The following is a 14,023-nucleotide window of genomic DNA, read 5'->3' on the forward strand; positions in this document are numbered from 1 at the left end:
CGGGAGTCCTCCGGGCGAATTATGATATAATGAATATAAAAGTAATACAGGAGGAATAGGTATGTCGATCCATAGTTTATTATCGTCCGCCAGGCACGGGAGGTTACTAAATAAGGATGAAGCAATTAAATTGCTAAACATTGATTACCGGAGCGAAGACTTTTACGAATTAATTTCTACTGCAAATTACATTTCCCGCACTAAATTTAACAACAAAGGGCTGGTTTTTGCTCAAATAGGCATAAATGCCGAACCCTGTTCCGTTAACTGCAAATTTTGCTCCATGGGGCGAGACCATTATTCTTTACCCGTTACTTGGAGGAAAAACGCTGCAGAGATATTGTCGGAGCTGGAATTATTCATTGCCAATGGTATTAACGACCTTTTCTTAATGACCACCGCCGATTACCCGGTCAGTAGCTTTCTGGAAACTTCCCAAGTGATAAGAAAGCACTTGCCTGATCATATTAGATTTGTTGCCAATATAGGAGATTTTAATTTTGAAGCTGCCAGGAAGCTTAAAGAGGCGGGATTTACAGGTGCTTATCATATTAACCGATTAAGAGAAGGTATTGACACCACAATAAAGCCTGAAACCAGGATAAATACTCTCAATGCCATTCGTGACGCCGGTTTAGACTTATATTACTGTGTTGAGCCCATTGGTCCGGAACATACATATGATGAATTGGTGACCGAAATGCTTAGAGCAAGATACTATAATGCTCAAGTAATGGCCGTTATGCGACGTATACCGGTCAAAGGAACACCCTTGTATGATAAGGGACAAATTCCCGCCATAGAGTTAACTAAAATAGCTGCCGTTGCCGGGATCGTCACCCTTCCCCCAAGAGCCATGAATGCCCATGAAGTTACCCCCATGACGCTACTAGCCGGTGTGAACCAACTTTATGCGGAATATGGAGCCAATCCAAGGGATACAGAATCTGAAACTGAAAAAAACAGGGGTTTCTCAGTTGAACGGGCTTGGCACATGTTATGGGAAGCAGGTTACGAAATTACTAAACAAAATTAAACCTTTACACCTGCCTATATCCATCAACTTGATTCAAAAGCCCGGGCAGAGTCTAAATGTATGCGACATAATTTCACGTTTGTCTTTAAAGGGATGTGTAACTACTCTTGAAAGCACAATCTTCGGCTGCGGGAAAAGCCATAAAAAAATCTTATGAGCCGGGAATATTTAAAATCAGCGGCGGGCAGGCCGCCAAAACCGCCGACGGCTTTGTTCAATGGTATATCAATACCGACGGAGGGATTTTATATAACAAGAGGAGTTCAGCCGAGGTATATCTAGCCAGTTGAAGTGAACTCGTTCAGCTAAAGCCGAACTTCGGGGCTTCAGATGGGGATTCCACCCCATCTGAAGTGAAACTGGGAACTCCCACTTATAGAATTGGGAGTCTTGGAATTTGATAAAAACGGAATACTCTATTCATTAAACTAATAAAAGCTAAGCATTTCCATGACACTGGGGGGAATCTGCTTTATGCGACCTTGTCAGAGGACAGGACAGGGATAAGTCCCCCCTGCGGTAAGCGCAAGCACACTTTTTTTCACTGTGTTTATATAAGCGCTGTCTTTACTTTGTTCTCTTCTAATGCGACTCTCAACCACACCGGCTATTTGGGCGGGACAGTTTTTCAGTATAAAAATTCTGTCAGCCATAAATACGGCTTCATCAATATTGTGAGTCACAAATATTATGGTAACGTCTGTCTTATCCCAAAGCTTTAACGTTTTTTCCATTATGTCATGTTTAATATTAATATCCAATGAACTGAAAGGCTCATCCATCAAAAGCAATTCCCCTTCATAATTAAAAGCACGCGCTATAGCACAGCGTTGTCTCATACCCCCACTCAGTTGATGCGGATAATAGTTTTCAAAACCACAAAGTCCTACGTCTGAAATAAGCTTGTCGGTACTATTTTTTTCAGTATTTTCCCTCACGATCAGTATATTTTGAAACACCGTTTTCCATGGCAGAAGCCTGTCTTCCTGGAATATGCACCCTATCTTCTTACTCATGTTATTGACTTGTCCCGCATCCGGTTTTATTGTCCCGGATATTATATTCAACAAGGTAGTCTTCCCGCAACCGGATGGCCCGGTTATCGCCGTAATCTCTCCCCGTTTTATGCTAAGGGAAAAGTTCTTAAACACATCTCTGCCACCAAAGCTGATGTTTATGTCTTCAAGTGTTAAAATCATAGACATCTCCCTTCGATTTGGCGTACTTTGTTTTAAATATACTTTGCAGCCCTTTGTCAAAAATATAATAAAGCAGCACCACATCGATAGTTAGAGCAAAAAGCCTTGCGGTGTTAATATTCAGGCGCGCATTGGTTATTTCAGCTCCTATCCCGGAGTTTGAACTAAGCACTTCGCCCATTATTACAAGCTTCCACCCTAAGCCAATAATTATTTCAAGGCCGGATTTAAAAGGAGCTTTTAACGCAGGCAGTACTATATGCCGAAGTATTTTGAACTTTGAAAAGCCAAATATCCTGCCCATATGCAATAGCTTTACATCAATATTCTTTATGCCCTCCATAACATTAATTATCATGACCGGAGCCGCGGCCATAAAGATTATAAAAATCGTGGCCTGTCCATTTACCCCAAACCATATTAGCGCCAGCGCCAGCCACGATATTGGCGGTACGGCCTGCAATATATTGATCAGCGGATTCAACAAATTCTTAAATCCCTCATTTGCCGCCGCAAAAAAACCGGCGGCACTTCCCACAACAACCGCCAACACAATGCCAATCAGCAACCGACCGATGGTTATAAGCACATCCAGGTAAAAATCTCTTGTCCCTAAAGTGCTAAAAAGCTCGATGAAAGTTTCCTGAGGGCTTGGGATCATCACCGGCGAATAAGCCAGTGATAACCCCTCCCATGCGGCAAGTATAATTAATAGTGTCACCAAGCCGTATTTTTTACTTCCCGTAATAAAATGCTTCATCAGGCAGCTTGCCTCCTATGCATTGCACCTCGAAGCCGGATAAGACATTATAATATTTCTCCAGCTCTGCCTTTGCGTCAATTGCAGACTTATATTTGAGCGCAAGATTAGGCATAGCTTTTTCTATGAGCTCCTTTTTAAAACCAAGGTGTTTTTCCGCAAGAGCCCCGGCTTCTCCCGGATTCTCAACAGTCCACTTCAAAGCCTTCTCATATTCCGCCTGGAACTTATCCGCAAGCTCCCTATGCTCGTTTATAAATTTGTCCTTGAACACTATTCCGGCATTGGGCAAATCAAATTCATCACCCTGTATCTTTCTCCATTCGCTACCGTAACCGGCTATTATCCGTATATTATCTCCTTCACTTCTACCGGCCTGAATAAAGGGTTCGATATTAACAGCATTTTGAATTTTCCCTCCCTTTAGAAGCTGGGCTACTTCCGCAGGCGTTGAATATATCATTTCCACATCCTCGCCGGGGGTCAGACCCTTCTCTTGCAGCAAATATTTTGTTATCATATCGGGCGGCGCCCCTTTAAATGCTATATAAACAGCCTTACCTCTAAGATCCGCCCAATCCTTGACCGCCGGATCGGAGCTGACGAGATAAATAACGCCCCACGTATTGACATTAGCAAGCTTTATATTGATTCCCTTGTTATAGAGCTGCGCACCCACGTTTACCGGCACCGCCATAATCGGATAGCTATCGTCTGAAGCCATGGCTATCATATTTTCAGTGCTCTCCCAAATGGCAAGCTCCAGCTTGACATTTCCACCCAGGGCATTGGTCTCCATCATTCTAAGCAGAGGAAGGGTTGGAGGAGCCTTCGGCATGCCCAGTTTCAATTCAATTGGTTCAGTTCCTTCATGACCTTCCTGCTTCTGCTCTGTATTGTCGGAATCGCCGCAGCCCGTGACCAAGGATAATATGATAAAAGCCAGAACAAGAATATACGGTAATCTTCTCAACTTTTTCCCGCCCCTTCTTTTTGTGATTTCACTATCACAATCATCATTTTCGCCGGTTCCACCGCGTCAATACTATGAGGCACATCTGCTGGGACAACTAAGGTTTGTCCTTCTTGAAGGGTAAATCTTCCGCTCTCTCCAAGGACAACCTCAACTCCGCCATCGTATATGTGCAGCATTGTATCACCGGGCATTGAGTAAGCGCTTATACCTTCCCCCCGGTCCAAGGCAAATAATGTAAGGCTAAAATCACCTCTCTGGACAAGAGTGCGGCTTACGACCCCGCCTTTTACACATTCAACTAAATTATTCAGCGCCAATGCCTCTTTATGATTTATATTTTTAATGTACTTGTCGTTCATAAAATCTCCACCTGCTATATATTTTCTTTTTGAGGCTTAACAACAATAAGCAGCATTTTGAATTTTTCTACAGCTTCCAACGCATGTGGTATATTTGCCGGCATAACCGCTGTTTCCCCCTCTTTTAATACAACCTCGACCTCTGTATCCATTCCAATGGTGACTCTGACACTTCCTTCCGTTATATATACCATTGCATCTCCGCTTGCGGAGTGGGTACTTAAGCCCTCTTCTTTATCAAAGGCAAATAGCGTGATAGTAAGATCATCCCTTTGTACCAATGTCTTGCTAATTACCCTGCCTTCCGAATAGTCCACCAACTCTTTCAGCTTTAAGACTTCCGCGAAGGGTATATTCTTTATAAATTTATCTTTCATTTCATGTTCCTCCTCACATTTTCCAACCAATTAATTACTTAAATTGTTTACGGTAAATACTTTATAAAAGTATCAAGCAACTCTCCGTTCCGGCTGTGGTCGTTATGATCAAATTGCAGTTCAAGAACCGGCTTTTCTATTTCATCTTCATTACCTCTATTAAGTATTCTTAAAGCAGTAGCGGTATTTTCATACATTGAGCTAATAATAATCGTTCCGTCTGCCTTGTCTTTTGCAAAAAACAACTTGCTCATGCGGTATCGTCCGGTTCCCCCGGCATAAAGCCCCAGCTTATTATCAGCCTTTTCCAAAAGCCTCTTAATACTCTCTTCAAATGGGCTGTGCTTACCCAGCACCGATGAGAGCTCGAATAAAAATTTCTCTAATCTTTCTAAAATATCCGGAGAATCCTTTCCTTTTTTATTTTCACGCAGCTTGTCAAACCATAGAAATAATAAATTCTCAAACAGCGGCTGATAGATAATTTTATGATTTTTTTCAAGAGCTTCAAGCTGAAAGCCGTTTAAAAAGTCATTGAATAAAACAGAAAACTCGCCTAAAACACATATCCTCTTTTTATTGCTTTTTCCCCCTGTTCTTTCCGATATCTCCCTGGCTACGCTTATTAGGGCGCTTTCACTTACACTATTTTCCCTAATCATTTTCAGGATAGCCTCAAGATAATGGTCCCTGTCTTCCTTGTCCGCGGCCATGATAAGATCACCGGCAGCCAATAAAAGAGCAGCTTCATAGCCATATGCCTTATCATCCGGCATGTCCTCAATAAAGGGGGCTAATATTCCCATGTTATACCCCTGCTTCTTAAGTTCATTTTCTATAACTTTGAAGTATTGGCCCGGTACTTCGCTGCCTTCACAGGTTGGTATAAATATCGAATAATTTTCTTCATCCCGCTTTTTTACATTGAACAAAACATCGCCTGCCAGAGCTATCATGGACAAGTACTCCTTCGCTACCGACAGCTTTTTGCCTAAATCCATTGATTCCTTGCCGGTTGGTTCCATTCCTTTGGCCGCTATTCCCTTTTTGCTTAAAAACGCACTAAAAACAGTACTGTATGGATAAAGGCAGGGAAGTAAAAGCTTTGGTGGCAGGTTCTCTCCTTCTTGCTTGCCGCAGGGTTTGCCTTTTACGTTTTTCCCGGTATCCTTTTTGCTCTTGCAATAGTTTTCCACGCTATTTACAAAGGCTTCGACTCTTGTCATAACCCCTATCGAAGAATAATGCTCGTCTGTCTCTATATGAAGATAAGGCTTGTTTATTGCTTCTTCCTTAAAATACCGGCTAATGACAGTATCCGGCCCACACCCATGATTCGTTATATAAATGGGGAATAATTGCGGATTCTTTGCCGCGATCTTTATACCGGAAAGAATATGCTGGCCGAAGGGCCAATACATATTAGGATAATCCTCTGCAATATCAAGATTATGGGCTGGGATATGTGACAGGCTGATAACCTTATATCCCATTTTTTTCAGCTTTTCCGGGATCTGCATATTTAGCCTGGGGTCAGCAATATTGTACGCGCGGCTTATTATTATAAAAACTTTTTCCTCGGATGTCAGTTTGGCAATAAGCTCGCTTCCCAGATTCTCAAGCTCTTTTTCAAACTCCAAAAATCGCTTCATACCCGACATGACAGCCAACATCATTTGAGACCTTGACTTCTTGAGTATTTTCCCCATACTTACAAGCTCTTCCACCAGATAATCCTTGCCGAAACGAAAAGATAAGCCGGGCGATATTAACACGATGCCCCTGTCTTCAAGCCCCATTACTCTATTTACAAGCTTTGCCGCCGTCTGCATATATACGCAGGCATAGTCCTTGCGCGCTTTCGAGCAGGAATGCTTCATGGTATGGAGGCTTGGCAGGAATATATAATCCACGCCCTGATTCAAGAGCTGCGCCACGTGTCCGTTTATCAGCTTTATTGGAAAACAGGTTTCATCAAGGCTGTATTTCCGGCTAAGCGCTACGATCTCATCATCGGTAGACCTTGAAAGCAGCACGTTAAGACCAAGGTTTTTGAAAATTTCATTAAACATGGGGAAAAGCTTATTGATGAAAAGCACCCTCGGTATGCCTACGGTTTTTTTATTCGGATCGCGTTCTTCCGTATAGCCTTTTAAAAAAGCTTTTTGACTAAGTTCTTCAATATCATAATCCTCGGACACCGCTTTCTTTTCTTGACTTTGCCGTGATTTTTCTTTTGCCAACAGCGCGCTTCCCAATGCTCCTGTGACGCTGAAAAACATTGGAACCCTCACTTCTTTTTTGAGCATTGCCCTAAAGGCGTTAACTATGGCTTGGTTATAAGCGATCCCCCCTTGAAGCAGTATTTTATCGCCTATTTTTCTGTTTCCAACTACCCGGTTAAGATAATTGCCAACTATGGAAAATGCGAGCCCCGCGGCTATATCCTTAATTTTCTCGCCCTTGGCCAGCGCTTTTGCAATATTTCCTTCGATAAACACGGTACACCTGTCCCCAAGATCAAGAGGATTTCGGCTTTTTAAAGCAATGCCTTCAAAATCCTGAAGTGTTATGCCGAGCTTTTTTATTTGTTCTTCAATAAAAGCACCGGTACCGGCGGCACAGATTTTGTTCATTTCAAAATCCGTAACCATACCGTCTTTAATACTGATGTATTTTGAGTCCTGCCCCCCGATTTCAAAGACAGTATCCACTGTGCTGTCTGCCTGAACGGCTCCGCGTGCCTGCGCCGTTATCTCGTCAACCACAAGGGAGGCGTCAAGCTTTTGTCCAATAAGCACTCTTCCCGAGCCGGTGACGCCGGTGCTTTTTATCAAAAAGCCCTCACCAAGAGATTTTTTAAGCTCCGCCATACCTTTTTCCACAGCTTCCAGCGGTTTTCCGGCCGTTCTCAGGTAGGAATTGAATAGTACGTTGTTCTGAGCGTCGATCACTACAAAATTCGTACTGGTGGAACCAATGTCTATGCCCAGATAACCTTCCCCCACCCCAATAGAATTGCAGATATGCTTGTTCAGGCTGTCCCCGCTTCCGAATCCGTCAAGAGTAGTTCCCATTGCCGTGCTTTCTTCTTCATCCACATTTTTAAAGCCCTCCCTGACATAACCAAGCTCCACCGCATCTTTCTCTTTTTTTGCGCAAAGAGCCGCACCAGTTGCCGCAAAATATTGAAAGCGTTCCGGACGAATCACGTCCTCGTCCAAAAGTCCGAATATATCCTTTATCGCTCCAACCACATTTTCCGAACACATTACACCTCCGATGAGCAGCACAGGCTTATGCAGCGGGTGTTTTTGCACCACGTTTGCTTTATAATTCCGTATCAGGGCATAGACAAGCCCCTGCAAAATATCTTCGATAGCAACGCCTAGCTGCTGGTGATGAATCATATCGGTTTTTGAAAAAACACTGCACCGTCCTGCTATACCGGGAATTGCTTTTGCCTTTTTTGCCATTTTGTCAAACCGTTCAAAATCAATCCCCAAGCGCTGAATCTGTTCCTCAATAAAGGCACCGGTACCGGCGGCGCAGCTGCCATTCATGGCAAATACTAGATTTGCCCTTTCCTCCCTGGAAAAACCCGTTATATATTTAGCTTTTTGAGCGCCGATTTCCATTATGGAGCGTGCTGCGGACCCTTCATTTTCCACAGCCTCTATGATAGAAGTCGTCTCATTAATATAGAAAGCTGACAGTGCTTTATATCCCGCAGCCAGATCCCCGGTGATACCGATAAAAACTCTGCTGTTTCCTAACATTTTTTCTATCTCAGTAAAAGACGACATGACAGCTTTTTCAATATTGCCTTTATGAAACGTACACCGGCTTTTTAAAACACCCCCCTCTTTGTTCAAAATCACATATTTCATTGTAGAACAACCAAGGTCAAGACCTACCGAATACATAAAAACCTCCAAAGTTTTATTCATTGTGTTGATATTGATTATCATTATCACCTATAATATAGTTGCCTGCATTATTTTTCTGTATCTCATAAAACACTTTTGAAACTTTTTAAAGGGAAAAGGTGACATGCTAAATATTTTAAAAAAAACACCGCTATTTAAAGGTAAAAATACCGACGAAATCAAAAAAATATTAGCCGGTACAAATTATACCGTGGAAAGATATAAAAAAGGCGAACAGATCTTTAGAATTGATCAGTCCGCCAATCGCATTGGAATTCTTTTAAAAGGACATGTTGTTGTAGAAAAGTACAATGGACCCCAATGTCAAGACACAATTTTTCAAATTCAAAGCGACACTGAGTAAGTATTAACAGCAAGGCCTTCATGGTCGAATGTTTCGATACGTTAGAAAGCCGCATTAAGGTAAACACATGCTAGCTAGCCTAATATTTGACAGTAGTCATAAAATGTGGCGGTCTCCAGAGGGAGGGTACGTTATCCCTATTCACAAAACCTAGCCGCCGCTTGCGGTCGGAGCGAAGCGGAGAGCCTTGACTCCATGTGCTAGACTTAAACAACCCGACCGAAGGCAAATATTTTTTTGGCGTATATCCGTCGGTCGGGTTATCTATTAAGCGGCACATGGAGTCAAGACCGGCGGCCTCTTTGTTTACATCCACTTTCAAATATCTTGGTTATGCAGATTGCTGCGATAAGTTGTTAGTAGCATAATAAGCGCTTGCTGGAGTCCTCTTGCCAATAGATGTATGTGGACGCTCGAAATTGTAATAACGCATAAAAGCAGCAATTCCTTGTCGGAGAGTACGGGGGGTTTCATAATTCTTCAGGTAAATATCTTCCCATTTAATGGTTCTCCAAAAGCGCTCTGTAATAGCGTTATCCAGGGCCCTACCTTTACCGTCCATACTGATTTTGATGCTATGTTCTTTGAGTGTATTTATATAGACAGGGCTGGTAAATTGACTGCCCTGATCAGAATTTAATATGATAGGAGTTCCGTGTATTTCGATGGCTCTGTTTACAGCTTTAATGACAAATTCCTTATTCATCGTATCGGAGAGCTCATATCCAACAATCATCCTGGAGTACCAGTCAATTATAGCCACCAGGTACATCCAGCGGCCTTGCATGGCACAATACGTAATATCAATTCCCCAGACATGGTTGGGGTGGGCTGCTTTGACATTCCGAAGCAGGTATGGGTAAACATACTGAGCTCTGTTACGTTTGCTGAGGTTGGGGCCGGGGTAAATCACCCGTATTCCCATTTCCCGCATATATTTTTGAATGCGTTTGCGGTTGACCTTGTAATCTACATCATCCATGTTATTTATGTCGTCAACAATCCGCCTGGAGCCTTTAAATGGATGCTGCGTGTGGATCTTGTCAATCAGATGTTTAATCTCCACTTCGTGTTTAGACACCTTTTGGGCAGTCCAGTATAAACCCGTTCGATTCAAGGATAATAGCTCGGCCTGAACTTTTATGGTTAAATGTGAATTTGTGATATCCCAATTCACCATAGCTTTGCGTTCATTCACGGGGTAAGATGCCGCTAGATTTTTTTTTAAGCCAATCCAACTGTGTTGTTAGACGGCCGACTTGCGCGTATAAGTTCTCGATGGTTTCTTCTTGTTTGCGCTTTTCTTGGGCAGCGGCTTTAGCATTCTTAGAGGTGGCGAATACCTTGTCGGCGCCTTCTAAGAGCTCCTTCTTCCAGCGGTGAACCACACTCACATGTACTCCGTATTCCGAGGCAATTTCGCCTATGTGGCGTTCTTCTTTTAAGGCTTCTAGAACTATCTGCAGTTTTTGCTCCGGTAACCATTGTTTTTTTTGCATGGGATATGCTCCTTTCACTTAGTTATTTTACTTCGAGATTGGTGTCGCTTATCCCTCGCAAAATCGTGTCGCATTTCCTGGGTCCATTATAAAGAACCTGGCTTGTGGAAAAGTTACGCCTGTTTTCTTAAAGTATCCGGGGCAAATTTTTGGCGAGGCGGCAGTTTTTTCCCGTGCGGATACATATCCCTGCAACGTGATTAGTTTATGTGACAGCGAAGTGCTTTTATTTTCAAAAAAGACAATGCTTAACATGATTTCCCGGGACACGACAATACTTTCTAATTTTCTTTTACTTTACGCCGACAAAATACTTGAACTTAACATAAGAACAGAACTTCTATCCTATAATTCTATCAGCCAGAAAATCTCCTTCTCACTAATTTATGAATTAAATAAATATTATCGGGGAACGACTGTTATACTGCCTTTTTCAAAGAAATTCTGGGCTGAAAGCCTGGACGTATCAAGGCCCTCGCTTTATAGAGTGCTACGCGACATGGAACGTGCAGGCCTTATCCGTCTTTCAGGCAAAAGCATTACCATATTAAACAAAAATAAACTCAGCCATATATTATCTGAGTAAATTTATTTGAGTGCGGTCTTATCCTTTGTATTTCTTGGTCTTTTAACATTACGCGGGAACTCGGAATGAAAAATATGTAAACCTTTATAATCTTCCAACAAGGAATTTCGCTACCTTAGGACCGTTATAGTTACAGACGCCGTTTACCGGGGCATTTCAGCTAAACTACTAAGCCATTCGTAGAAATACCCATGAAAGTATGATAACGATTTATTTCAGACTTGGTCATTTTACCATGAATAACATTAATCATTTCTTCATAAATCAATTTGCTGGACTGATTCAAGTCAAACAAACCCTCTGTTACATATGAGATATCCAGGTCTATACAGTCTTCCAGCCTATGTGCTGTTTCTTCATTAGAAGTTATCTTTATGACAGGCACGAAAGGAAAACCATGTGGGTCCCCAATGCCCGTGGTAAGCAACACCAAATGACAACCAGCAGCAGCCAGCGCGGTTAAGGCCTCAGGCTCCCTTCCGGGGAAATCCATTAGGTTCAATCCCTTTTCGGTGACGCGTTCCCCATAACGATGCACTTTCTTTATTTTTTGGTTGCCACACTTGGAGACAAACCCCAAGGCCCTTTCTTCAATTGTTGTCAAACCAATATTGTAATTTATTAAAGCTTTTTGATCCTTTATGTAATTATCGTCACTTTTATTAATTCTATCTTTTGTTTGCACGATCAGTTTCCGTACTTCCTCGCAGACATCGTCAGTTTCTCCTCTTTTTGAAATTAAGTTCTCAGCATAAATAAACTCAGATACTTCTCCAAAAACTATCGTGCCTCCCCGTTCAACAACTTTATCTGATACTATCCCTATTGAAGGATTTGTTATAAGGCCTGAAGTAGAGTCTGAAGCACCACATTTCAGACCAATCACCAAGTCGGAAATTGATGTCTCCACACGCTTTATCCCGGAAGCGTCTCTAATCATTTTTTGTCCTAAAAATACGCCCTGAGATATGCTTAAGGTCAGCCCCCCCTCAGCCCAAATACTGATTAGGCCAATAGGCTTACCGGATTGCCTGGCATGGTATACAATATTATCGACATCAATATTTTCACAGCCTAAACTGACGAAAATCACACCGTATAAATTCGGATTGTATGCCAGTGATATCAAAGTCCTTGCAACAATTTTCAAGTCTTCATTCAATTGGCAGCAACCCTGATTATGAGTAAATGCCACAGCCCCGTTCAAACTGTTAGCTATCCTCACAGCAAGCTCATTGGCACATACTGAACAAGAGATAATTCCTAAATAATTTCTTATACCTACAGAATTATCCGGCCGTTTAAATCCATAAAAACTCATAATCGCTACCTCCGTTTGTGCAAATCCCTTAAATTAAAAACCAATCCTATATTTTATTAAATTAGAATATAGAGATCCACTTTGATAACAATAGGGCAAGCGCAATATTGTAACATACCTAACCATCTCACTGCTTCTATCCCTGCAGATTCTATTAAGTCCCGTGATGTTTCTAATGTATAGTAACCATTAGTAGTGTATCACTTCGTATGAATATTTTAAATAGGTATTTGACTGGTCAATTTAGAATCACGACCGGTGCGCAGTGGCTATCTAATCTTCATCACATACTTGAGGCAGCAAATTTAGCTACAGCCGATTTGAGGTTATAAGTTTATTAACCAGGACGCAACCTTAAATAATTTATCAAAAAAACGCCATCATTAAATATTAACTGTGTTAGCTAATATTCAATGATGGTATAAGAAAGCAGGGGGAGAATATGGGTATGCCCCGCGTAATAACCTCCGCGCCCATCATATGTATGGCTGACGATTCAAATCATCACCGGGCTCCGGGACAAAGATATGCCGTCTACCAATCTTCAACAGTTCAGCAATATCCTCCAACCGGATTACATGGCTTCTTTAAGCAGTTTTCTCACCGGCGGCGGCATCAATTTTGCATTTATTCTGCTGCGAATAGCATATAAAACTGTATATGACAGTCAGGGCCAGTATACCGGCAGCAATATATTCAGCTTCGTAAACGCCTTTTGGAATAATTGTCATCAGCACAAACGAAACAACTGCAATAGCGGTTGCCGGAGGGTCAACGTGAGTGTCGCCGTAACAATAAAATGTTCTTGCAAAAAAATCACCTGCAAAAGCAGCCACAACCGCCGCCGCAAATCCCCACCAGATACTCCCGCCACTGGCGACTACCGCATATGAAGCACATATGGTTATGTGATGGGTTACAGGTATCTCTGCTCCGAAGAACATCATAATCAGTGATACCGCGGATATACAAAATCCCACAAACGCAGCGACCGGAGCAGTTTCAGGATTTTGCAGCATCAAATACGTTAGGTAAACTGAAACACCACCGGCAGTGATTCCAATTATAGTTTTTTCACATGTAGCAGACATATACGGCAGCCATAGGTTTTGGCACCGCATACAATACCGTCCACCGATTTTCTTAATATCTTCCGACTCCCTACCGAATATCTCTCCGAATCCCGAGGTTCCGAACGCAACTTTTGCTACAATTGCCAGGATAAATACAGTTAATGCCACTGTATCTAGTTTAATCGGCAATAAAGCAATACCTGTATTTAACCCATAGCCCATCATGCCGAAAATGCCGCCTATAACCAACACGCTTGGCTTTTTTAACCCCGATAATGATTTCAAGATGTCTTTTCCCGATTCAATATATCCCATTTTTCTCGCGAAAGCTGCAGCTGCTACACCGCCTGCGAAGGATATATGCGGGCCGAAATAGGTGCCGAAAGCAACATTCCCCAGAAAATTAAAACTCGCGCCTGAAACAGCCATCGTTATACCTATCAATCCCGCAATGCCAGTGAAGACGAAGGCCCCAAGAGCTCCCAAAGTCGCGCCAAAAGCGCCACCACAAAAAGCAATTATTAAAGTTAAAAAATCCATTATA

Annotated in this window: 12 protein-coding genes; 3 read left to right on the forward strand and 9 right to left on the reverse strand. The window is 42.3% G+C overall.

What is annotated here, in order from left to right; genetic code table 11:
* Positions 1 to 61 precede the first annotated feature (61 nt).
* On the forward strand, positions 62 to 1,036 hold the full coding sequence (locus ABDB91_RS15850) for a radical SAM protein (protein ID WP_347488658.1): 975 nt from the start codon (positions 62 to 64) through the stop codon (positions 1,034 to 1,036).
* Between the two features lie 107 nt (positions 1,037 to 1,143).
* The gene (locus ABDB91_RS15855; protein WP_347488659.1) at positions 1,144 to 1,326 is read left to right on the forward strand and encodes a hypothetical protein; all 183 of its coding nucleotides are present in this window, start codon (positions 1,144 to 1,146) and stop codon (positions 1,324 to 1,326) included.
* A 195-nt stretch (positions 1,327 to 1,521) separates the two neighbouring features.
* On the opposite strand, the gene ABDB91_RS15860 is transcribed toward ABDB91_RS15855, so the two are convergent.
* From ABDB91_RS15860 to ABDB91_RS15885, 6 genes are read right to left on the reverse strand one after another with little or no spacing between them, the layout of a single operon-like run.
* On the reverse strand, positions 1,522 to 2,319 hold the full coding sequence (locus ABDB91_RS15860) for an ABC transporter ATP-binding protein (protein WP_347488660.1): 798 nt from the start codon (positions 2,317 to 2,319) through the stop codon (positions 1,522 to 1,524).
* On the reverse strand, positions 2,219 to 2,995 hold the full coding sequence (locus ABDB91_RS15865; RefSeq protein WP_347488661.1) for an ABC transporter permease: 777 nt from the start codon (positions 2,993 to 2,995) through the stop codon (positions 2,219 to 2,221). Before ABDB91_RS15865 ends, ABDB91_RS15860 begins: the two co-directional genes overlap by 101 nt.
* On the reverse strand, positions 2,970 to 3,968 hold the full coding sequence (locus ABDB91_RS15870) for an ABC transporter substrate-binding protein (protein ID WP_347488662.1): 999 nt from the start codon (positions 3,966 to 3,968) through the stop codon (positions 2,970 to 2,972). The genes ABDB91_RS15865 and ABDB91_RS15870 overlap by 26 nt, the downstream gene beginning before the upstream one ends.
* A complete protein-coding gene (locus ABDB91_RS15875) occupies positions 3,965 to 4,330 on the reverse strand; it encodes a cupin domain-containing protein (protein ID WP_347488663.1) in 366 nt (121 codons plus the stop codon). The genes ABDB91_RS15870 and ABDB91_RS15875 overlap by 4 nt, the downstream gene beginning before the upstream one ends.
* A gap of 14 nt (positions 4,331 to 4,344) precedes the next feature.
* Positions 4,345 to 4,707 carry a cupin domain-containing protein gene (locus tag ABDB91_RS15880; protein ID WP_347488664.1) on the reverse strand — a complete coding sequence of 121 codons (363 nt, stop codon included), beginning with the start codon at positions 4,705 to 4,707 and terminating at the stop codon, positions 4,345 to 4,347.
* 47 nt (positions 4,708 to 4,754) lie between these two features.
* Positions 4,755 to 8,633, reverse strand: a complete 3,879-nt coding sequence (locus ABDB91_RS15885) for an acyl-CoA dehydratase activase (RefSeq protein ID WP_347488665.1) — start codon at positions 8,631 to 8,633, stop codon at positions 4,755 to 4,757.
* A gap of 127 nt (positions 8,634 to 8,760) precedes the next feature.
* Between ABDB91_RS15885 and ABDB91_RS15890 the strand changes: the two genes are divergently transcribed.
* Entirely contained in the window at positions 8,761 to 9,000 is a 240-nt protein-coding gene (locus ABDB91_RS15890; RefSeq protein WP_347488666.1) for a hypothetical protein, read from the forward strand.
* Between the two features lie 331 nt (positions 9,001 to 9,331).
* On the opposite strand, the gene ABDB91_RS15895 is transcribed toward ABDB91_RS15890, so the two are convergent.
* From ABDB91_RS15895 to ABDB91_RS15905, 3 genes are all read right to left on the reverse strand, one after another.
* Positions 9,332 to 10,499, reverse strand: a protein-coding gene (locus tag ABDB91_RS15895; RefSeq protein WP_347487794.1) for an IS3 family transposase whose coding sequence is annotated in 2 segments (ribosomal slippage) — positions 9,332 to 10,216 and positions 10,218 to 10,499 — 1,167 coding nt in all. Because the reading frame shifts where the segments join, the coding sequence is not laid out codon by codon here.
* A gap of 746 nt (positions 10,500 to 11,245) precedes the next feature.
* Positions 11,246 to 12,406, reverse strand: a complete 1,161-nt coding sequence (locus ABDB91_RS15900; protein WP_347488667.1) for a UxaA family hydrolase — start codon at positions 12,404 to 12,406, stop codon at positions 11,246 to 11,248.
* Positions 12,407 to 12,993: 587 nt separating this feature from the next.
* Positions 12,994 to 14,019, reverse strand: a complete 1,026-nt coding sequence (locus ABDB91_RS15905; protein WP_347488668.1) for a hypothetical protein — start codon at positions 14,017 to 14,019, stop codon at positions 12,994 to 12,996.
* Between the last annotated feature and the right edge of the window lie 4 nt (positions 14,020 to 14,023).

Origin of the sequence: Desulfoscipio sp. XC116 (assembly GCF_039851975.1) — a bacterium.
Lineage (GTDB): Bacteria > Bacillota > Desulfotomaculia > Desulfotomaculales > Desulfallaceae > Sporotomaculum.